Below are 21,215 nucleotides of genomic sequence, written 5' to 3'. Positions count from 1 at the left end.
GGTGCTGAACCCGGCTGAAAAGTGAATGTTTTTTTCAAAAAAATGCGTCATCTTCGTTGACATTGTCCGCCGCCGGTGCCGATATCCGGGAGCGCTCACTCCGGTCATATGTGCTCGGCTTCTACAAATCGGAGCGACAGGAGTCACTTGGCGGCGGCGCCAAACCCGTCGCCCTTCGCGACAGCAGCGCCTACTCGGTGGTGCTCGGCGTCTTCCGGAACGAAGGCTATGACAAGACCGTGACCCTCGCTCAGGTGTTCTGGATGAAGGATCCCTCCGGCCCGCCCGCGCGCATCTATGCGGCAGCCGAACGCGATCTCTCCATCGCAATCGACTTTTCCGGCTTCGGCCCGGAGATTACCGCCCTGCGCAAGAGCCTGAAAGCGGGAGGCGTCGAGCTGTTCGACAGCTTCCCGAAATACGGATCCTGGTTCCGCCGCCGTTTCGGCATCGACAACGACCAGGCGCTGGAGCTGTTCCATCAGACCGTCTCGCTCAAATCGGTTGGAAACCTCACCGACTTCGTGCGCACCCACATGCTCGAACCCTTCGACGTCGAGCCCCGCATCGCAGCCCTCATCAACCACTTCGAAGACCTCAAGCGCGCACACGAAGCCGTGCTCAAGGCTAAACAGCAGATCTCGATGCTCGATCCGCTCGTCGAGGACTGCAACCGGCACAGGGAGCTCTCCGCCTCCAACGAAGAGTTGCGCGGCTGCCGTGAAACCCTGCGCCCCTGGTTCGCGACCCTCAAGCTCGACCTGCTCCACCACCGCCTCACCTCGCTCGAAGAAGAACTCGTTCGCCATGAGAGCTCCCTCAGGCACCTTGAAGCAGAGCGACTCGAACAACAGGAGCGGGATCGCAGTCTCCGGCTCACCATCAGAGAGAGCGGCGGCGACCGAATCGAGAGCATCGCCTCCGACATCCGCATGAAGCAGGGCGAACTCGAACATAAAAAGCTCAAAGCCACCCGCTATGCTGAGCTGCTCAAGCCGCTCGGCGAAACACCCGCCAGCAGCCTCGAGGAGTTCCTCCATAAGCGCACCCTGCAGGTAACCATGCGCGAAAACGCAGCCGGACAGGAAGCAAGGATACAGAATGAGCTGAACGAGCTGGGAGTCACCCTCACCCGCGAAGAACAGGAATACCGGGAGCTGATTGCTGAAATCGAGAGCCTGAAGGCTCGTACAAACAATATCGACGACAGGCAGATTGCAATGCGACGCGACCTCTGCCGGGCGCTGGGCATCGACGAAAATGAGATGCCATTTGCGGGAGAACTTCTTCAGGTGCGCCAGGAGGAGAACGGATGGGAAGGGGCCATCGAACGCCTGCTGCGCAACTTCGCCCTCTCGCTGCTCGTTCCCGACCGCTACTACGCATCCATCGCCGAATGGGTTGATTGCACCCACCTCAAGGGTCGTCTCGTCTACTTCCGGGTGCGCACACCGTCCCGCAGCGAAACAATGCCCCCCGGCCCCGCCACCCTGCCGCATAAACTCATGATTAAGGCAGACTCCCCCCACTTTGAATGGCTCGAAGGGGAGATAAACCGCCGTTTCGACGTGGTCTGCTGCGACAGTCAAGAGATGTTCCGACGTGAGAAAAAGGCTATTACGATGGCCGGACAGGTCAAAATGGCGGGTGAACGCCACGAAAAAGATGACCGCCGCCGCCTCGACGACCGCAGCCGATTTGTACTCGGCTGGAGCAACGCCGCCAAGATCACCGTGCTCGAAGAGAATGCCCGTCAAAAAAACGACTGCCTTGGCGAGCTGAACAGCCGGATGAAAACACTCCGGCAGGAGCAGACCGCCCTGAAGGAACGCCTGGCCATCCTCTCGCGCCTCGACGAGTATTCCGACTTTCATGAACTCGACTGGCAGCCGGTGGCTGTCGCCATCGCCCGTCTCGAAGCCGAAAAGCGGGAACTGGAGAGCACGTCCGACATCCTCCGAACCCTCACCCTGCAGCTCCAGGAGGTTGAGCAGGAACTCCGTGAGACCGAGCGCCAACTTAACGAGCGCAAAAGCAGGCACGCAAAAACCGAGCAGAAAATCAGCGATACGAAGGAACTCGCAGAACAGGCCGGTCAATGCCTGAACGAAGCTGCCCCGGAATCTGCGGAACGCTTCCCCCGCCTTGAATCGCTGCGTCTGGAAATGACGGAAAGCCGTGCCATCACCATCGAATCGTGCGATAACTGCGAACGCGACATGCGAGACTGGCTGCAGTCGAAAATCGATGCAGAAGACAACAAAATCAGGCGCCTGAACGACAAGATAATCCGCCTGATGACCGAGTATAACGAGAAATGGAAACTTGAGACCCGTGAGGTCGATGTCAACATAGCCTCGGCCGATGAGTACCGCTCAATGCTCGGCAATCTCCGTGCTGACGATTTGCCGCGCTTTGAAGTGCGCTTCAAGGATCTGCTCAACGAGAACACCATCCGCGAAGTGGCCAACTTCCAGTCCCAGCTTGCACGGGAACGAGAAACCATCAAGGAACGCATCGGACGCATCAACGAATCGCTCACAAAAATCGACTACAATCCCGGCCGCTACATCCTCCTCGAAGCGGAGATGAACCTGGATGCCGACATCCGCGAGTTCCAGACAGAGCTGCGGAGCTGTACCGAAGGAGCCCTCACCGGTTCGGACAGCGAGTACTCCGAAGCCAAGTTCCTTCAGGTTCGCCGTATCATCGACCGCTTCCGTGGACGCGATGAGTACAGCGAACTTGACCGCCGCTGGAAGGAAAAAGTAACCGACGTCCGTAACTGGTTTGTCTTTGCAGCAAGCGAACGATGGAGGGAGGATGATAGCGAACATGAGCACTATGCCGACTCGGGCGGTAAATCGGGCGGACAGAAGGAAAAGCTTGCCTATACGGTGCTTGCCGCCAGCCTCGCCTATCAGTTCGGCCTCGAATGGGGGGAGGTGCGATCACGTTCCTTCCGCTTCGTGGTCATTGACGAAGCATTTGGACGCGGATCTGACGAATCTGCCCATTACGGGCTGAAACTCTTCGCCCAGCTCAACCTGCAGTTGCTCATCGTCACCCCGCTGCAGAAAATCCACATCATTGAACCCTTCGTCTCCAGCGTCGGGTTTGTGCAGAACAAGGATGGCCGGAACTCCGAGCTGCGAAACCTCAGCATCGAAGAGTATCGTACAGAAAAGCAGAAGATGGCCCAATGAGCGGAACAAAAAAGGACTGGACCACCCCTGCCGACATCCGGGAACAGGTGCAGAGGCTCTGGGACAGGGGGACACTGCTCAACGCCCTGGTGGATGACCGGAGCCTCTTCCCCCTGCGACTCACCCACAGCAGGCCGGACTCACGAGAGATCAGCGACCGGTTTATCGAGGTCCGCGACTGGATCGCCCGGCTCAAAGCAGCTGAAGGGCCCTACCGCATCGTCTCGCGCACCCTCAACCACCGGGTGCACGGCAGCGACAGCATTCCATACGAGATATGGATCGATTCGGCGGACAACGCCCTCGGCCTCATCGGCAAACGTCGCGCCGCTGCCGCATTTGTCGATATGATCGAGTTGACCCGGCGATTTGAGCCCGCTCTGCTCCCCTGGATCTCGAAACGACCCCTTCGCGCTCTGGAACTTGCCACGGTCTGGCCCCTCATGCTCAACATCGTCGAATGGCTGCGCCAGCATCCCCGGCCCGCCGTCTACCTCAGGCAAATCGATATTGCCGGCGTGCACACCAAATTCATCGAACGCCATCGCGGCGTGCTCTCGGAACTCTTCGACCTCACCCTGCCGAAGAGTTCAATCGACGAACATGCCACCGGCACCACAAACTTCTGCCGGCGCTACGGGTTCCGGGACAAAGCGCTCCGGGTGCGGTTCCGAATCCTTGATTCCGCTTACTCCATTCTGCCATACTGCACCGATCAGGAAATCACCCTTACCCATACCGACTTCGCCCGGCTCCACCTCCCGGTTGAAACCGTCTTCGTCACCGAAAACGAAATCAACTTCCTCGTCCTTCCGCCCATCCCGCGGGCAATGGTCATCTTCGGAGCAGGCTACGGCTTCAGCAACCTCGCCGTCGTCAACTGGCTGCAGGATAAAAAGCTTTACTACTGGGGTGACATCGACACCCATGGTTTCGCCATTCTGAACCAGTTCCGCCAATACTTCCCCACCGCCACATCATTCCTCATGGACAGGGAAACCCTCCTCGCCCATCGCCAATACTGGGAGAGAGAACCCTGCCCGGAAACCACCGCCCTCCGCCGGCTTACCGACCCGGAGCAATCCCTTTTCAACGATCTGCGGCAGAATAATCTGGGTGAGCAAATACGGCTCGAACAGGAAAAGATCGGATATTCAATGCTTCTTGATGCGCTGAGAAAGGACCCGGCCTTATCTGCATCATCATAACCTTGGAAAAGCACTCTCCGAAAAAACCCGACAGGCACGAATCCTTTAACGCACGCCGCTCGGTTCTCACCAAAGACCATCAACCAAGAGCTTAACATCAGATCGAGGCGATCCTTGTCAGACATATACCAGGAACTCTCCACCCTGGATTTCGGGGTGCATAGGTCACACGGCCTTCCGACTGCTTCCGCCTGGGTTCTCCAAGCCAGGGATTCAGCTTTTCCTTGATCGCATCCATGACCGGGCCGATCGGCCCCGGCTCCTTTTGAACCAGATCGATATCTTCCGAATATCTCGCCGGTGAACAGGGGAAACCGTTTCATTTGGCAGAAGCCTCCAGCGGGACACCTGACGGACACCATGATGCGGCTGTGACGGGGAAAGAAGAGCCGGAACCGGCTTTCGCTCCGCAACATATGCGGCTCTTCAGCGGTTGCTGTATCATACTTCTCCAACATTTGCTGCAATACGCTCATAAATCTACTCCTTGCCTACTGGTGACAACCTGCAACAACGCCTTTACCATATCGCTCTTCAACCCTGCCGACATGCATGCCCTGATCACTTCCGGATTGAAGCGCACTAACGAATCGTCATCCACGCTCAGGTCATCAAACAACAACTCACGCATGCCACACATAGTCCCGACGTTCAGATTCCTCGTAAACAGCAGCTTATCACAAAGCGCCTTTTCAGGGGAAGCCATCAGATAACCAGTATGGTCGGCATTCTCGACCCTGTCAATGCCGATTGCATACAATTCCAAAGGAGAATGGGTATAGGAATACATGCCAAGGGGGAGATCGAACATCTTTCCTCGCTTGGTCGTCATCGAGGTAACCTCGACCACCAGTTCAGGAATGATGCCATAATGATGCATGGCATAATCCATCGAGACGTATGAAGGCCCGTAAATCAGGTTGGCAACCAAGGGGAGTGAGATGGGAATGCCGGAAATTTCAGGCGAAACGACATAGGTCACCTTCTTGATGGGCTTCAGCAACCCATCGACGACCATACGGGCGATGTTGTCGTTTGGAGATTGGTATTCTCCAAGGATCGAGAGCAATGTGCCATGATTATGCAAAATAGCGCACACACACAATCATCAAACACAAATCAAATTCTCAACGGGCAAGTGGCTCTGTCATATGGGCTCACCAGTATTGTACCCCCACAGCCAGTCACTCGATATCTTGTAGCAATTTCAGGCCCTTTTCACTGGTTACATACCGTTGCGTTGGGCTTTGTGGCGCATCAGGGATGGTTCTTTCAAGAAAGCCATCAGTCAAAAGTCGATCAAGATAATTTCTTTGAAAGGTCTCCCGATGTTTAATACTAACAATCTTCTGAATTTCAGCGCTTTTCAGGGGCTCTCGACATGCATCTAACACACTGATTATCCAATCGACAACTTGTCCGGTTACTTGTCCGGTCGACGCATCAAGCGACTCGGACTCGGCTTGACGAACAGATTTCGGATGTACCGGAAATCTCACAAGGAAATAGCTCCTATCATCATCCGTCTCAAAGTCAGGATCAGGGGATCCATTCTGCTTCACGAATAGATTCATATTCTTAGGCACATGAATCGTTCGAGAAAAACGTTTATACCTATTTATAGCTACTTATAGCGATTTGTTGTTATGATTAGCTATAAAGATTAATAATCAGGAGAACGGCTAAGGACAAGAAACAGGATGACGACAGCGACAGCGGTACCGGAAACAAGGGCAAACTCATCGTTGATGCGACCTGTGCTCCGGCAGACATCGCCTATCCGAAGGACATCAGCCTCTTGAACGACGCCCGCGAGAAGAGCGAATTGATTATCGACACGCTGTGTGCAATGCACCCGGAAGGAGTGACGAAACCCAGGATGTCCCGCCGGACAGCAAGAAAGGAGTTCCTTGCTGTCGGCATGAAGAAGAGCTTGTCGAGGAAGGCGCTCCGCAAAGGCCTACGCAAGCAGTTGGGCTATCTCCGGAAGAACCTGCAGTACATCGGCGGACTGTCCGCATCGGTTCCGCTGACGGTCCTGTCGAAACACCGGTACCGCGACCTGCTGGTGATCGAGGAGCTGTACCGGCAGCAGCTGGAAATGTACAAGAGCGACACGAAGAGCATCAGTGACCGGATCGTAAGCATCAGTCAGCCCCATGTCAGACCAATCGTACGGGGCAAGGCCGCTGCGAAAACGGAGTTCGGCATGAAGCTCTCAATCAGTGTCGTCGATGGCATCAGCATGCCGGAACGGATGAGCTGGAACGCCTACAACGAAGGCTACGACCTGATACGAGACATCGAGCGCTACCGTGAGCGATACGGCCACTACCCTGAATCAGTGCACGCCGACAAGATCTACCGGACACTGGCCAACAGGATGTGGTGCAAAGAACGGGATATCACTCCGGGGCGTTTCCTGTTTTGCCGAGCATATCGATATCCATTGTCGGCCTTGCCAAGGGAGCATGCCAGACCCTGAGCAACAATGCCCCTTGAGAATGAAACGATCTGCGAATGAAGAAACTGACAGCCGGTAGAGAACGCGCTCCATGGCATAGTATTGCAACAGCTCCTGAAAAGGTCTGTTTTCCTGTCGCGCCTTGTTCAACAGCCGTTGCCTGACCGAGGCTCCGATATTTTTGATCGCTTTTGCACTCACAGCGTTGCCTCCAAATATGGTTTCATGACCGAGGCAACACGGCACACCTCTGCATACTGCATGAGCGCATGCAGATTCTTATGCATTCTCTGCCGATACAGTTTGAGCGCTTCGAGCACGATATCCATTCCGATCCTGTTTCTGAATTTGAAGCAGTCTACAAGCGTCTTTTCCGGACTGTAGATCTTCACCGGGACACCATCGAGCTGATGCGTTTCAATACCGATCTTGAAACAAGAGGGTGAAATCCGGAAAACCGTAACCGGAGGATACTCGATTCTTGGTTGTTCGGCACCTTTTTCAAGCGCAAGAGATACGCTGTGTGGAACCTGGGTGGTCATCTCGTGAAAGGAGAGTGCCGAAACCAGGCAAAGTACACCATTCGGTACCCTCAGTGCAACGGTGACAAGATCAGGATATTCGAGCTGCTTCCACCCTTTGAGCTGGTAAATCCCTCGAGAAAGCTCTTCAAGCTCACCGCTGTCACGAAGACTGTAAAGCGTCCGGGGATGAATACCAAGACTGATCGCTTCCCGGGTACGGATGAGGCCTCCCTGGGCAAGAATAAGAGCTTTGGCCTTATCTGCAACTGTACTTTGTTGTGACATTTTTCATACGGATAGAAATACCATACGTTATACATAAGTATAGGTATATTTATCCCAGCCAACAATAGACCAGAGAAATATCAAAAAAGGCTGAGGGAAATTTTCACCTCTCCATCCTCGAGCTTTCAGCGACTTTTGTGCTGTTCACTGCAAATTGCCTGAACTGGCTGAAGAACATTTTATTGTTATTGCAAAACCGTATCGTTACAAGTGGAGCAAAGGTCTACCCTCACAGTATCATGAACCTCAACTTTAAGCACTGATGCTTTTCAGAGTCATGTCCGACATTCATAACGAGTTCTGTCGGGAAGAGAGCAACGGGGACTGGCAGGTTCCGGAACTTGCCGAAGACAATGAATCCGTGCTCATCCTTGCTGGAGATATCGGGCTGCTGAGCAGAAAACAGACATGGTTCGGTTTTCTTTCGCAGTGCTCAAAGCAGTTCAGAGACGTTTTTGTCATTGAAGGCAATCACGAATGGTATCACGGCAACATTGAGAAGCACTCCTGGCAAAACGCCATCGCCGAGCATGGATTTCACAACGTACATACCGGTCAGGTTATCCTGGAAGAGGAGAAAATCGCCATCATCGGGACAACTCTCTGGACAGACTTTTTTGGCGGCAATCCAATCGCCATGTTTGATATCAGTCAGGGCCTCAATGACTATCGGCTGATAAAAGTCGGAGCCGATTATCACCGGTTACGGCCGGAGTACCTTCTCGCTCTTCATCACAAGCAGAAAAAAAGGCTTTTTGAAGATGTCGATCACTATACGGGACTCGGATACACCGTGATTGTGGTCACCCATCATCACCCCTCACTGCAAGGAATCGCCCCTGGTTACCGAAACGACCTCCTGAATGCGGCATATGTGTCAGACCTTGAAAAAGAGGTGCTCTCCCATAAAATAGCCTGCTGGATCTGTGGTCACTGCCATACCGCCATGGAGTATTCAATCGGCGAGACCAGAGTGATCTGCAACCCCAAAGGATATCCTCACGAATACGGCAACGGTTTCGATCCGCTCAAAACGTTGAACGTTCAGTGATTTAGCATGCGGAGATTGTAGCAGCTATCGCCCCCTTTTATAAGATGAGCCCCCCTCGGGCTAAAGAAGCCAAAAACGTTCTGGCCATTTGGCACCGATAAATGTCAGAAACCTGAACAAAAAGATTGTAGAGGTAGCGCAGGCATTACGCATACAAGCGCAATATTCAATTATGCAATGAGTTATCTGGTTTTTTCAGGAGAAGTAAAAAAACTCGTAGAACAATGGCGTAACAAAACCATGGGAAAACGGAGTTAACTATGATAAAATCGAAGTATTTTCGCGGGACAAGGGGGGGAAAGAAAAAAGCCTGCAAGTTGTTTACTTGCAGGCTTTTATGTGGGATGTGGGCGATAGAAGATTCGAACTTCTGACCTCTACAGTGTCAATGTAGCGCTCTAACCAACTGAGCTAATCGCCCTTCTGAAAGGGTGTTAATATAGGACAAGATTCATAAAATGCAAAGCAGATTGAAAGCTACGCTGCATTTTATGCTCTTTTTTTCTTTCTGCCTGCCCCGTCAAGGTAGATGGGCTCACCTTTGCGGTCGATGACCTCTTCAGTGATGATGCATTTGCCTACCCCTTTCATGGTCGGGAGCTCGAACATGATATCAATCATCACGTTCTCGAGCACGGAGCGGAGCGCACGCGCACTGGTTCCCCGCTCGATTGCAATGGAGACAACCCTTTCCAGAGCTTCGGGCGTGAACTCAAGTTCAACCCCGTCCATTTCAAAGAGTTTGCCATACTGCTTTACGAGAGCGTTCTTCGGGTCGACGAGGATGCTGCGCAGGGCAGCAGCGTCAAGCGGGTCGAGGGTGGTGAGCACCGGAAGCCGGCCGATGAACTCAGGAATCAGCCCGTACTCGTGCAGGTCGTCCTGGGTGACGTGCTTGAGGATTGCAGGGTCGTAACCGCTCTGCTTGTCCGTAACGCTTGAGCCGAACCCCATTGATGACTTGGAGATCCTGCGGGCGATGAGGCGGTCAAGCCCCTCGAATGCGCCACCGCAGATGAAAAGGATGTTCTTCGTGTTGATGTTTATGAGCTGCTGCTCGGGGTGTTTGCGTCCGCCCTTGGGAGGAACACCGACTACGGCTCCCTCGAGGATCTTCAGGAGCGCCTGCTGCACACCCTCACCAGAAACGTCGCGGGTGATGGAGACGTTGGCCGACTTGCGGGCTATCTTGTCGATTTCATCGACATAGATGATACCGCGCTCGGCACGCTCGAGGTTGAAGTCGGAGGCGTGAAGCAGACGGGCCAGAATGGTTTCAACATCGTCGCCGACATAGCCCGCTTCGGTGAGGGATGTAGCGTCAACGATTGAGAAAGGAACCTCACGCAGGTTGGCGAGCGTCTGTGCGAGCAACGTCTTTCCGGTGCCGGTGGGACCGATGAGCATGATGTTGCTTTTCTCGATGACAATCTCGTCATCCTCATGCCGCCACTCCTGCGAGTCGATTCGCTTATAGTGGTTGTAGACGGCAACAGCAAGCGAGCGTTTAGCCCGTTCCTGGCCGACGACATACTGATTGAGCGACTCAAGGATGGCCTTAGGGCTGACAAGGCGCGGAAGAAAGGGCTGCTCGGTGACCACTTCGGGCTGCTGTATGGCGCTCATCTCCTTGCGGAGAATATCGTAGGATGTCCTGATGCAGCGGTCGCAGATGAAAGCCATCGGGCCGGCAACCATGCTCGAGACCTCCTGTGCACTCCGTCCGCAGAACGAGCAGTATACCTGCTCTCCTCCATCACCGCCCCGGTTTATGTTCCGTGATTTTCCCTTTACCGTCTCTCGTTCTCTGGTCATCTGCTGCTTCTGCGTTCTGTCGTTATGTTGTCAATGAGGGCAAGGGATTAATCAGAGGCCCATTTTAGCGAGGCTGTCGAGCACATGCTGGAGAGCCATGCTCAGTTTCGGATGGTCTGCCTCGAAGTGGTCGACGGCGTCGTTCATCCGCTCCATGAGAGGCTCGTCGCGGCATATGTCAGCCGCACCATCCTGCCCGGCAAGCCGTCCGAGATCCTCTTTCAAGTCACAGAGTACCCGACTGGTTGACTCGTCGAGCGAATCGACGTGCTCAAGCTCCTGATGGAGCGATTCCAGAAGCTCCCTGAGTTTCTGCTGTTCCATAACACACCCTGCCTTGATAAGCGCATCGCCGATGGATGCGTCCTGATTGAAAAAGGATATCTGTATAACCGCCAAGCCCGCCTGTTCGTTTACGGCAGGAACGTTTCGCCCATGAGAAAACGATCGCACTCGCGCGCAGCAGAACGACCCTCCTGAATGGCCCAGACAACGAGGCTCTGACCGCGGCGTGCATCACCGGCAGCAAATATCTTTCCCTCACCTGCCCGGTAGGTGGTTTCGGGGGCCTTGATGTTCATGCGCTGGTCGCGCTCTACCTGGAGCTGGTCGAGCAGTGCCTCTTCGGGACCGAGAAAACCCATGGCGAGCAGCACGAGCTCAGCAGGAAAGATCTGTTCGGTACCCGAGACCGGCTGCGGGATGAAGCGCCCGTCCTTTTTAACCCACTCCACTTCCGAAGCCTCGACACCCTTCAGGTTGCCGCTACCGTCCGTGATGAACTTCTTCGTCATCATGGAATATTTCCTCGGGTCGTCGCCCTGCAGGGCCGCGGCTTCTTCCTGTCCGTAGTCGACCTTGAAGGTCTTCGGCCACTGGGGCCAGGGGTTGTCATCGGGCCGCTCAAGCGCGGGTTTCGGCATGATCTCCAGCTGTACGACACTCCTGCATCCCTGACGGATCGAGGTTGCCACGCAGTCCGTGCCGGTATCACCGCCACCAATGACGACAACATGCTTCCCTTCGGCGGTGAGGACAGGAGCCGTAGCATCAAGCAGGGATTTCGTCGAAGAACGGAGGAAGTCCATGGCGAAATGGATACCTGAAGCCTCCCTGCGTCCTTCTGCCTCGAGGTCACGGGGGTTCGTCGAACCGGTGCAGAGTACCACGGCGTCAAAGTCCTTCAGCAACTGATCGGCAGGATAATTGACACCGACCTCCGTACTCACCCTGAAGTCGACCCCTTCCTGCTGCATGATGGAGATGCGGCGCTGCACAACACCCTCCTTGTCCAGCTTCATGTTCGGAATGCCATACATCAACAGTCCGCCGCAGCGGTCGTCGCGCTCGAACACCGTGACCGTGTGACCTGCCTTGTTGAGCTGATCGGCAGCAGCCAGGCCCGAGGGACCCGAGCCGACGACGGCGACGCGTTTGCCGGTACGGAAGGCAACCGTTTTGGGTTTGACCTGACCATCAGCAAACGCCCGATCGATGATGGCGCACTCGATGTTCTTGATGGTGACCGGTGGCTCGATGATACCGAGCACACAGGAACCTTCGCAGGGAGCGGGACATACCCGTCCGGTGAACTCGGGAAAATTGTTGGTTTTCATCAGCCGGTCGTAGGCATCGGCCCAGTAGCCGTTATATACCAGATCGTTCCATTCGGGAATGAGGTTGTGGATCGGGCATCCTGTCGTCATACCGGCGAGCATGATGCCGGTGTGGCAGAACGGGGTTCCGCAGTCCATGCAACGCGCACCCTGATCGCGGAGCCCGTCTTTCTCCATCTCCAGATGGAACTCGTTCCAGTCCTTTATCCTCTCCAGCGGGGCCCTGTCTTGAGGCACTGCCCTCTGGAACTCCATGAAACCCTTAACTTTGCCCATAGCGATAGTTTACTCGATAATTAACTCTTAATTAATTCCCAGACACCCTTGACGGATCATGCACATTTTTCTCAAATGCGGCCATCACTGCTGCATCACCGGTTATGCCTGCCGCCTCAACCTCTTTCATGGCCTCAAGCGCACGACGGTAGTCGTTCGGCATGACCTTCACGAACTTCCCGATAAGGGACGGGAAACCCTCAAGTATTGACTGGCCGAGGTCACTCCGTGTATACTCGACATGTTTTTCGATCATCGACTGCAGTGCAGCCCGCTCCATCGGGTCATCGACCGGGGTTAAGGACACCATCTCCGGGTTGCAGTTGTCGCTGAAGGTACCGTCCCGATCATAGATGTAGGCCACGCCACCCGACATGCCGGCGGCGAAGTTCCTGCCGGTCCGGCCGAGGATGACGACGGTGCCGCCGGTCATGTACTCGCAACCATGGTCGCCGATGGCTTCGACGACCGCATGCAGGCCGCTGTTGCGGACGCAGAAGCGTTCGCCGGCCATGCCCCTGATGAAGGCCTCCCCTGAAGTTGCGCCGTAAAAGCCTACATTGCCAATGATGATATTCTCTTCGGGAATGAACGAAGAGCCTTTTGAGGGGTAGACGGCTATGCGCCCGCCCGAAAGGCCCTTGCCGACGTAGTCATTGGCATCACCCTCCAGCTCGAGCGTCATCCCCTTCGGAATGAAAGCGCCGAAGCTCTGGCCGGCAGAGCCGGTAAACTTAAGGTTGATGGTGCCCTCAGGCAGGCCGGCGGCCCCGTATGCCCTGGTGACCTCGTAGCCGACAATGGTGCCGACGACCCGGTTGGTATTGCGGATTGGAAGCGTGCTCGTCACCCTCTCCCGGCGCTTGATGGCCGGTTCGCAGATTTCCAGCAATGCAGTGCGGTCAAGGCTCTCCTCAAGCGCATGCTCCTGCGCCATGCTGCAGTACCGGGTCCCCTCTTCGGGAAGGTCCTGCTGGTAGAGAATCTTGGAAAGGTCGATACCCTTGGCTTTCCAGTGGTCAACCGTCTTCTTCATGCCGAGCAGCTCCGTGCGGCCGATGAGCTCATTGAGGCTCCTGACACCAAGGCGCGCCATGTACTGGCGGACGCCCTCTGCAAGGAATCGCATGAAGTTCTCCACATGCTCGGCTCTGCCCTTGAAGTTCTTTCTCAGCTTCGGGTTCTGTGTAGCGATGCCGACCGGGCAGGAATCGTCCTGGCAGGCCCGCATCATGATGCAGCCCATCACCACGAGGGTCGTGGTGGCAAATCCGTACTCCTCGGCACCCAGCAGGGCTGCGATGACGATGTCGCGTGCGGTCTTGAGCTGTCCGTCCGCCTCCACGACGATGCGGCTGCGGAGATTGTTCAGCATCAGGGTCTGGTGTGCTTCGGCAAGACCGAGCTCCCAGGGCATGCCTGCATGCATGATGCTCGAGATCGGGGATGCGCCCGTTCCGCCGTCATGACCGCTGATGAGCACAACGTCGGCATGGGCCTTGGCTACGCCGGCTGCAATGGTGCCGACACCGACCGTCGAGACCAGTTTCACGTTGATGCGTGCTACCGGGTTGGCGTTCTTGAGATCGTGGATCAGCTGCGCAAGATCCTCAATGGAGTATATGTCATGGTGGGGAGGTGGCGAAATAAGCCCCACGCCCGGAGTCGAGTGGCGAACCCTCGCAACCCACGGATAGACCTTGGTGCCGGGAAGCTGGCCGCCTTCACCTGGCTTGGCGCCCTGGGCCATCTTGATCTGGATCTCCTCTGCGCTCGCAAGATACTCGCTGGTGACGCCGAAGCGGCCGGAAGCGACCTGCTTGATGGCCGACATCCTGGAGTCTCCGTTGGCATCTTTCACGAAGCGTGACGGATCCTCCCCGCCTTCACCCGTATTGCTTTTGCCTCCGAGTCGGTTCATCGCAATGGCGAGGGTTTCATGAGCCTCCTGGCTGATGGAGCCATAGGACATGGCCCCCGTCTTGAAACGCTTCAGGATCGCTTCGACCGGTTCGACCTCGTCAAGCGGGATGCCTTCACCCGGGAAGCGGATATCAAGAAGGCCTCTGATGGTGCAGAGGTTTCGGCTCTGGTCGTCGATGAGTCCCTCGTACTTTTGGAACAGATCATAGTCGCCAGTCCGGCAGGAGTGCTGCAGGAAGTGCAGTGCCTCGGGGCTGAACAGGTGGTATTCACCATCATGCCGCCATTTGCGCTCACCACCGGCCTCTAAGCCACGGTTGACCTTGTTGCCTGAAGGCGGGAAAACGGATGCGTGACGCCGGTGCACCTCTTCTGCAACCGTGCTGAGCCCGATACCCTCAATCCTGGTCGGGGTACGGGTGAAGTAGGCGTCCACAAGCTTGGAGTTCAAGCCGACTGCCTCGAAAATCTGTGCTCCGCGATAACTCTGGATGGTGGAGATACCCATCTTGGCCATGGTCTTCACCACGCCCTTGACGGCAGCTTTCACGTAGTTCTTGATTGCGGTCTTTTCATCAAAGCGGATCTGGCCCTCGGCAACAAGCGAACGGATGGTTTCGAATGCCATGTAGGGATTCACCGCCCCGGCTCCGTAGCCGATGAGCATGGCAAAGTGGTGCACGGCCCTCGGTTCGGCAGATTCGAGCACAAGGCCGATTTCGGTGCGGATGCCCGCGTTGATGAGAAAATTATGCAGGCCCGATACGGCAAGCAGTGCGGGAATCGGCGCACGGTCACGCTCGATTTCTCCCTTGTCGGATAAAATCACGATGTTGACGCCGACCTGGGCGGCCTGCTCTGCCTGACGGTAGATATCCTGCATCGCTGCCTCAATACCCTTGCCGCCCTTTGCCACATCGTAGAAAATCGGAATGGTGACAGCCCGGAAACCGGGCTTGTCGATGCCGCGGATCTTCTCAAGGTCCTGATTGGTAAGGATGGGATGCGGCAGCTTGACCCTCCGGCAGTTGACCTCCTCGGCTTTGAGCAGGTTGCCTTCGGTACCGAGCATGACCGAGGTCGAGGTGATGATCTCTTCGCGGAGCGAATCGATGGGAGGATTGGTGACCTGGGCAAAGAGCTGCTTGAAATAATCATAGAGCAGCTTCGGCTTGTTCGAAAGCGCGGCAAGCGGAGTATCGTTGCCCATCGAACCGACCATTTCTACACCCTTCTCGCTCATCGGAATGATCTGCATGGTGATGTCCTCCCGCGTATATCCGAACACCTTCTGGCGGGCGGTGAGGCTGTACTTGTCCTCATCGGGATTCTTCATCTGCGGATGGTCAGGCAGGGCGCTGATATCGATGACGTTGCGGCTGATCCATTCCCCGTAAGGCTTCTCGGAAGCAATGGATGCCTTGATCTCCTCGTCGGAGATGATTCGGCCCTCGAGGGTGTCGACCAGGAACATGCGGCCCGGCTGGAGACGGTCTTTTTTCAGGATCCGCTCCGGCTCGATGTCAAGGACACCGACCTCGGAAGCCATGATGACAAGATCATCCTTGGTGATGTAGTAGCGGGACGGGCGCAGGCCGTTGCGGTCGAGCACGGCACCGATCTGGCGGCCGTCGGTGAAGACGACCGATGCGGGACCATCCCAGGGCTCCATGAGGCAGCTGTGATATTCGTAGAAGGCGCGCTTCTCATCCGACATCGACTTGTTCCCGGACCAGGGTTCGGGGATGATCATCATCGCCGCATGGGCGAGCGAGCGGCCGGAGAGAACCAGAAACTCGAAGGTGTTGTCGAGGATGGCCGAGTCGCTGCCGTCCTCAAGGATGACCGGCTTGATATCCTCAATGGCGTCACCGAACACATCGGAACGGACATTCTTTTCCCTGGCTTTCATCCAGTTGACGTTGCCGCGCAGGGTATTTATTTCGCCGTTGTGGCTGAGGAAACGGTATGGATGCGCCCGGTCCCAGCTCGGAAAGGTGTTGGTGCTGAAACGGGAGTGCACCATTGCAATGGCGCTCTCCATGTCAGGATCGTGCAGTTCGGGATAAAACTCACCGACCTGTTCGGGAAGAAGCATGCCCTTGTAGACGATGGTGCGCGCCGACATGCTGCTGACGTAGAAATAGTTGCTGCCGAGCAGGCCTGCGGTGTACTTGACCCGCTTGGTGATGCGGCGCCTGATGACGTAGAGCTTCCGCTCGAACTCGAGTTCGGAGGTGACATCCTCGCCCCAGCCGATGAACAGCTGCTTGACGACCGGCTCCTCCGAACGGGCGGTGTCGCCGATGGTGGAGTTGTCGGTAGGGACCTTGCGAAGCCCGAGGCATTTCTGGCCTTCAGCCTGGATCATCAGCCGGCAGATATCCTCGATGGCCCGGCGCTGTGATATGTCCGGAGGGAGGAAAAGCATGCCGACGCCGTACCGGCCTTCAGGGGGAAGTTCTATGTTACGTTCGCCGCAGACCCTGCGCAGAAACTTGTCGGGAACCTGGAGCAGTATGCCGGCGCCGTCGCCGGTATTCTTCTCGCACCCGCATGCACCGCGGTGCTTGAGGTTCTCGTTGATCTGCAGTCCCTGCTCGACGATATCGTGGGAGCGGACCCCCTTGATATGGGCGACAAAGCCGACCCCGCAGGCATCATGTTCAAACTGTGGATCGTACAGCCCCGCGTTGGAAGTAACTTTCATATTATTAGGCACAACTTTTCTGGTAATTTCGAAATAAAGGCGACAGCACAACCAAGGTGCAGAATATAAGGCTTTTCAGCAAAAGATTCTTACATGCTTACCGTGCTCCGGCTCAGGCTTTCGCCTGACCTGCCACAGCGGCCACCGCCTGCTTCACGGCATCCTGATCCCCGAGGTAGTAACTCTTCAGCGGCTTCAGGTCGTCGTCCAGTTCATAGACGAGCGGGATACCGGTAGGAATGTTCAGGCCGACGATGTCGTCTTCGGAAATGTTGTCGAGATATTTGACGAGGGCGCGGAGCGAGTTGCCGTGGGCCACGATGGCGACGCTCTTCCCGCTCCGGATCTGGGGAGCGATGGTCTCATGCCAGAGGGGAAGGAAACGGGCGACCGTATCCTTCAGGCACTCACTGAGGGGAATATCCCCTTCGGCCATGCCGCGATAGCGCGGGTCCGCACCCGGCCAGCGCTCATCGTCCCGCGCAAGAGCGGGAGGCGGAGTATCGTAGCTGCGCCGCCACACAAGCACCTGCTCCTCGCCGTACTTCTGGGAGGTTTCGGTTTTATTGAGTCCCTGCAGGGCGCCGTAGTGGCGCTCGTTGAGCCTCCAGCTCTTGTGGACCGGCAGCCACATCTGGTCCATTTCGTCAAGCACGTTCCAGAGGGTCCGGATGGCCCGTTTAAGCACGGAGGTGTATGCCACGTCAAACACGATTCCTTCCGCGCGGATGAGTTTTCCGGCGTTAGCCGCCTCTTTGCGTCCGCGTTCCGTCAGATCGATGTCGTGCCAGCCGGTGAACCGGTTTTCAAGGTTCCACTGACTCTCTCCATGCCGCAACAAAACCAGTTTGATCATAATCCCCCCTTCAGGATGTTAATTCGGATTCAGCGTACTATATCTCTAGTGCCCCGATGGCCCTTTTTAAGATTGGTCTCCAATTTAACAATCTCCCTACCTTTTCTCAAAGGGGATTAATTATCAAGGGCCGCCGAACGCCACTGGCAGCGGTGTAAATGACGGAGGGGACAGTTTTTCTCCGAATTGGCAGTAGATTTATAGTGCAAAATGTGATATCTTAAATAATTTTTGGCGGCCCGCACCCGGAACATCACGGAATGCCGCACCCGGCCTCAGGGGAGATGAGGGTCTGTAAATGCACGTATATCTCGATTTAACACAGGACAATGAAGGTAGATAATTTCAGGCTGAAACTGGGCGCGAGGGAGTATGTCCCGATCATCATCGGCGGCATGGGAGTAAACATCTCGACCACCGAGCTCGCTCTGGCGGCCGAAAAGCTCGGCGGTATCGGCCATATCTCAGACGCAGAGACCGGGTACGTCTGCGACAGGATCTTCAACACCTCCTTCGTCAGCACCAAAAGAAAAAAATATGCGGCATTTGTCGACAGCCGCGACAAGTCCGAAGTCAAGTTCGACCTCGGTGAAGTGGCCGCGGCACAGAAAAAATATATCGAACATACCGTTTCGCAGAAAACAGGCAACGGCCTGATTTTCCTGAACTGTATGGAAAAGCTGACCATGAACAGCGCCAACGAGACGCTGAAGGTCAGGCTCCGCTCGGCCATGGACGCCGGCATAGACGGCATAACCCTTGCCGCCGGCCTCAACCTCCGCACCCTTGACCTCATCGAGGACCACCCCCGGTTCCGCGACGTCAAGATCGGCATCGTCATCTCCTCGGTCAGGGCTCTCTCCATCTTCCTGAAACGGGCCGTTCGCCTCGAGCGCCTGCCGGACTACATCGTCGTTGAAGGCCCGCTTGCCGGAGGACACCTCGGTTTCAGCCCCGACGAATGGCAGAAGTTCGACCTGCATACCATCTTCACGGAAGTTCTCGCATTCCTTAAGGCGGAGGGGCTCCAGATCCCGGTCATACCGGCCGGAGGCATATTCACAGGTACCGATGCGGCTGACTACATGGCCGAAGGGGCAGGTGCCGTCCAGGTGGCCACCCGTTTCACCATCACGGCAGAGGCAGGCCTCCCCGCCAACGTCAAGCAGGAGTACCTCAACGCCCGGGAAGAGGACATCGTCGTCAACATGGCATCGACCACCGGCTACCCGATGCGGATGCTCCGCCAGTCGCCGACACTCCGCTACGCCATCAAGCCAAACTGTGAAGGACTCGGCTACCTTCTTGAAAACGGCGGCAAATGCACCTACATCGATGCATACTATAAAGCGCTCGAAGAGCGCAAACCAGGCGCACCGCTTGAGGTCGAAGAGAAAACATGCCTCTGTACCGGCATGGCCAAATACGACTGCTGGACCTGTGGCCATACCACCTACCGGCTTAAAGAGACGACCAACCGCATGGCTGACGGCACCTGGCAGCTTCCTCCGGCCGAAGACATATTCCTCGACTACCAGCATAGCGAAGACCATTCGATCCGCCTCCCCAAGCCGCCCGAGAGCTGACAAGGACTCTTTTCATAAAAGAAGTCGTACATTTCAAGAATGATACGACAGACACTATCCCGCTCAACCAAGGGGACACAGGTATGAAAAGAAAAGCAACGGCACTCATCTACGCCTTCACGGCAGCTGCAATCCTTCTTGTCGGGGTATTCACCCTGAACCAGATTGCAGCCGCCGCCGGGCTCTTCGACTCCATAATCCCTTTTGGCGGCCCTGCCTTCATCGCCCTATCGACGACGATTCTCATCTGGCTGGCATGGACTGCCGCCCGCTTTTTTACGAAGCCCCGGCACCCTGCCCTGCCCGGCGATGCCGGTGCTAAGGAAATGGCGGTCTATGCCGCATGGATGGGATCACGTATGCCGGCACACCCCATGCACCCCGACCGGAATGGAAAGCAAAGCGACCTGCGCTGGGTAAGGGCCAACCTGAAGCTGCTCGAAGCCGACGCCCTCACCGCCACCAAAGAGGTCGCCACAAAGAACTTCTTCGTCGGTGCCTTCGCTCAGGGTACAGCATACGGCACATCGACCTCATTGTTCAACATGATCCGCCTGGTATGGCGCATCTACGGCATGCACCACCGCCGGCAGAACTTCAGGGAGTTCATCGCGCTCACGAAAGGAGTATATGAGCTGCTGCCGCTCTCGGACTTCCAGAAAGAGGAGATTCCAGCCCACATCAAGCCGATCATCCAGTCGTCGTTCAGCAACACGCTCTCTTCGCTTCTGCCGGCCGGCAACCTCCTGACGCCCTTCTTCCTGAACCTGTTTCTTGCAGGATCGACGAACGCCTACCTGACATGCCTTGCGGGCATGATTACGGCTCGGCGCTGTCAGATGACGACGGAGGAGGACCGGAGGGAAATTGTACAGCAGAGCATGTTCGAAGCCGCATTCATGCTGAAGGAGATCGTCAGGGAGTGCAATCCGGTGCTGTCTGTGACGATCAGCACTGCCGTGAAAAAGGCGGGCATCGAAAGTCTCGACACCGTCACTCCGCCGACGGCGGGCAGCGGCATCGCCCAGGACCTCTTCTCCCATCTGGCAAACTCGGTAAAGCACATCATCCGCGAAAACATCTCGGTCGAAAAAAGCGGAGAGTAACCCTTACGTCCGGCAATCACCTCCCCCTTCTTCGAAGCTCCGCGAAAAAGTCCTGCAGAAGGCTCTGGCAGCGTGCCTCCATGATGCCGCCGAACACCTCCGGCTGGTGGTTGAGGGCGCGGCACCCGGTGACGTTCAGAACCGATCCCGCAGCCCCCATCTTCGGGTCGTATGCGCCGAACACCACCCGGCCGACCTTGGCGTTGACGATAGCTCCGGCACACATCGGACAGGGCTCCATCGTAACAACGAGTGTGCAGTCGTTGAGGTATTTGTTGCCGAGCGTCGCCATGGCCGAGGTAAGAGCAATGATCTCAGCATGAGCCGTAGCGTCTGAGAGGGTTTCGACCTGGTTGTATCCCCGCCCGACAACATGGCCCGCCGCATCGAGGACAACCGCGCCGACCGGCACCTCCCCGGCTTCAAATGCCTTCCGGGCCTCACGAAAGGCCAGCTCCATGAAAGAGGTGAAATCCATATTGCAATCCTTCCCGTATCAATGTCCGGTATTATTAGTTCGGTATTATTGTTTTCCCGTCCGCGTAAATTTTACTATAATAAAGTTTATGCGCAATTCTCGCCTTATCCC

General features: G+C 56.0%; 14 protein-coding genes, 1 tRNA gene and 3 pseudogenes. 6 read left to right on the top strand and 12 right to left on the bottom strand.

Going from position 1 to position 21,215, the window contains the following annotated elements:
* Positions 1-56 precede the first annotated feature (56 nt).
* Both A3K90_RS06270 and A3K90_RS06265 read left to right on the top strand, forming a co-directional pair.
* Positions 57-3,206, top strand: coding sequence for an ATP-binding protein (locus A3K90_RS06270; protein WP_303681721.1), 3,150 nt, complete (start codon positions 57-59; stop codon positions 3,204-3,206).
* Complete coding sequence (locus A3K90_RS06265; RefSeq protein ID WP_303681720.1) at positions 3,203-4,414, top strand: DUF3322 domain-containing protein; 1,212 nt, start codon at positions 3,203-3,205, stop codon at positions 4,412-4,414. The genes A3K90_RS06270 and A3K90_RS06265 overlap by 4 nt, the downstream gene beginning before the upstream one ends.
* A gap of 163 nt (positions 4,415-4,577) precedes the next feature.
* Here A3K90_RS06265 and A3K90_RS10335 read toward each other — a convergent pair.
* From A3K90_RS10335 to A3K90_RS06250, 3 genes and pseudogenes are all read right to left on the bottom strand, one after another.
* A pseudogene (locus tag A3K90_RS10335) lies at positions 4,578-4,718 on the bottom strand (nucleotidyl transferase AbiEii/AbiGii toxin family protein); the annotation flags it as partial.
* A 168-nt stretch (positions 4,719-4,886) separates the two neighbouring features.
* On the bottom strand, positions 4,887-5,483 hold the full coding sequence (locus A3K90_RS06255) for a hypothetical protein (protein ID WP_303681718.1): 597 nt from the start codon (positions 5,481-5,483) through the stop codon (positions 4,887-4,889).
* A 115-nt stretch (positions 5,484-5,598) separates the two neighbouring features.
* Positions 5,599-5,988: a Fic family protein gene (locus A3K90_RS06250; protein ID WP_303681717.1), complete on the bottom strand. Its 390-nt coding sequence runs from the start codon at positions 5,986-5,988 to the stop codon at positions 5,599-5,601.
* Between the two features lie 98 nt (positions 5,989-6,086).
* Between A3K90_RS06250 and A3K90_RS06245 the strand changes: the two are divergent.
* A pseudogene (locus A3K90_RS06245) lies at positions 6,087-6,809 on the top strand (IS5/IS1182 family transposase); the annotation flags it as partial.
* Between the two features lie 13 nt (positions 6,810-6,822).
* On the opposite strand, the pseudogene A3K90_RS10330 reads toward A3K90_RS06245, so the two are convergent.
* Positions 6,823-7,079, bottom strand: a pseudogene (locus tag A3K90_RS10330) (nucleotidyl transferase AbiEii/AbiGii toxin family protein); the annotation flags it as partial.
* Positions 7,076-7,687 carry a type IV toxin-antitoxin system AbiEi family antitoxin domain-containing protein gene (locus tag A3K90_RS06240; protein ID WP_303681716.1) on the bottom strand — a complete coding sequence of 204 codons (612 nt, stop codon included), beginning with the start codon at positions 7,685-7,687 and terminating at the stop codon, positions 7,076-7,078. The pseudogene A3K90_RS10330 and the gene A3K90_RS06240, both read right to left, overlap by 4 nt.
* A gap of 262 nt (positions 7,688-7,949) precedes the next feature.
* On the opposite strand from A3K90_RS06240, the gene A3K90_RS06235 reads away from it, so the two are divergent.
* On the top strand, positions 7,950-8,738 hold the full coding sequence (locus tag A3K90_RS06235; RefSeq protein WP_303681715.1) for a metallophosphoesterase: 789 nt from the start codon (positions 7,950-7,952) through the stop codon (positions 8,736-8,738).
* Between the two features lie 347 nt (positions 8,739-9,085).
* Here the strand turns inward: A3K90_RS06235 and A3K90_RS06230 are convergent.
* The 6 genes from A3K90_RS06230 to gpmA form a co-directional block, all read right to left on the bottom strand.
* Positions 9,086-9,159 (bottom strand) — tRNA-Val (locus A3K90_RS06230).
* A 68-nt stretch (positions 9,160-9,227) separates the two neighbouring features.
* Entirely contained in the window at positions 9,228-10,553 is a 1,326-nt protein-coding gene (gene clpX, locus A3K90_RS06225; RefSeq protein WP_303681714.1) for an ATP-dependent Clp protease ATP-binding subunit ClpX, read from the bottom strand.
* Between the two features lie 51 nt (positions 10,554-10,604).
* Positions 10,605-10,877, bottom strand: a complete 273-nt coding sequence (locus tag A3K90_RS06220; protein WP_303681713.1) for a DUF4404 family protein — start codon at positions 10,875-10,877, stop codon at positions 10,605-10,607.
* An 89-nt stretch (positions 10,878-10,966) separates the two neighbouring features.
* Complete coding sequence (locus tag A3K90_RS06215; protein WP_303681712.1) at positions 10,967-12,445, bottom strand: glutamate synthase subunit beta; 1,479 nt, start codon at positions 12,443-12,445, stop codon at positions 10,967-10,969.
* 31 nt (positions 12,446-12,476) lie between these two features.
* A complete protein-coding gene (gene gltB / locus A3K90_RS06210; RefSeq protein WP_303681711.1) occupies positions 12,477-17,078 on the bottom strand; it encodes a glutamate synthase large subunit in 4,602 nt (1,533 codons plus the stop codon).
* 112 nt (positions 17,079-17,190) lie between these two features.
* Positions 17,191-17,934, bottom strand: a complete 744-nt coding sequence (gene gpmA / locus A3K90_RS06205) for a 2,3-diphosphoglycerate-dependent phosphoglycerate mutase (protein WP_303681710.1) — start codon at positions 17,932-17,934, stop codon at positions 17,191-17,193.
* Positions 17,935-18,263: 329 nt separating this feature from the next.
* Here gpmA and A3K90_RS06200 point away from each other — a divergent pair, with 329 nt between their 5' ends.
* Together A3K90_RS06200 and A3K90_RS06195 are read left to right on the top strand one after the other, a co-directional pair.
* Positions 18,264-19,520 (top strand): nitronate monooxygenase, encoded by a 1,257-nt coding sequence (locus A3K90_RS06200; protein WP_303681709.1) that lies wholly within the window; start codon positions 18,264-18,266, stop codon positions 19,518-19,520.
* 83 nt (positions 19,521-19,603) lie between these two features.
* Positions 19,604-20,626: a hypothetical protein gene (locus tag A3K90_RS06195; RefSeq protein ID WP_303681708.1), complete on the top strand. Its 1,023-nt coding sequence runs from the start codon at positions 19,604-19,606 to the stop codon at positions 20,624-20,626.
* A gap of 16 nt (positions 20,627-20,642) precedes the next feature.
* On the opposite strand, the gene A3K90_RS06190 is transcribed toward A3K90_RS06195, so the two are convergent.
* Positions 20,643-21,104: a nucleoside deaminase gene (locus tag A3K90_RS06190; protein ID WP_303681707.1), complete on the bottom strand. Its 462-nt coding sequence runs from the start codon at positions 21,102-21,104 to the stop codon at positions 20,643-20,645.
* Between the last annotated feature and the right edge of the window lie 111 nt (positions 21,105-21,215).

It is taken from the genome of Pelodictyon luteolum, assembly GCF_001622165.1.
GTDB classification, from domain to species: domain Bacteria; phylum Bacteroidota; class Chlorobiia; order Chlorobiales; family Chlorobiaceae; genus Chlorobium; species Chlorobium luteolum_B.
This window is presented reverse-complemented; position numbering and strand designations above follow the sequence as displayed.

Coding starts and splice junctions, on each gene's coding strand:
- A3K90_RS06200 (WP_303681709.1), top strand. CDS start 18,264: ATGAAGGTAGATAATTTCAGGCTGAAACTGGGCGCGAGGGAGTATGTC.
- A3K90_RS06215 (WP_303681712.1), bottom strand. CDS start 12,445: ATGGGCAAAGTTAAGGGTTTCATGGAGTTCCAGAGGGCAGTGCCTCAA.
- clpX (WP_303681714.1), bottom strand. CDS start 10,553: ATGACCAGAGAACGAGAGACGGTAAAGGGAAAATCACGGAACATAAAC.
- gpmA (WP_303681710.1), bottom strand. CDS start 17,934: ATGATCAAACTGGTTTTGTTGCGGCATGGAGAGAGTCAGTGGAACCTT.
- gltB (WP_303681711.1), bottom strand. CDS start 17,078: ATGAAAGTTACTTCCAACGCGGGGCTGTACGATCCACAGTTTGAACAT.
- A3K90_RS06190 (WP_303681707.1), bottom strand. CDS start 21,104: ATGGATTTCACCTCTTTCATGGAGCTGGCCTTTCGTGAGGCCCGGAAG.
- A3K90_RS06240 (WP_303681716.1), bottom strand. CDS start 7,687: ATGTCACAACAAAGTACAGTTGCAGATAAGGCCAAAGCTCTTATTCTT.
- A3K90_RS06220 (WP_303681713.1), bottom strand. CDS start 10,877: ATGGAACAGCAGAAACTCAGGGAGCTTCTGGAATCGCTCCATCAGGAG.
- A3K90_RS06235 (WP_303681715.1), top strand. CDS start 7,950: ATGCTTTTCAGAGTCATGTCCGACATTCATAACGAGTTCTGTCGGGAA.
- A3K90_RS06265 (WP_303681720.1), top strand. CDS start 3,203: ATGAGCGGAACAAAAAAGGACTGGACCACCCCTGCCGACATCCGGGAA.
- A3K90_RS06195 (WP_303681708.1), top strand. CDS start 19,604: ATGAAAAGAAAAGCAACGGCACTCATCTACGCCTTCACGGCAGCTGCA.
- A3K90_RS06250 (WP_303681717.1), bottom strand. CDS start 5,988: ATGAATCTATTCGTGAAGCAGAATGGATCCCCTGATCCTGACTTTGAG.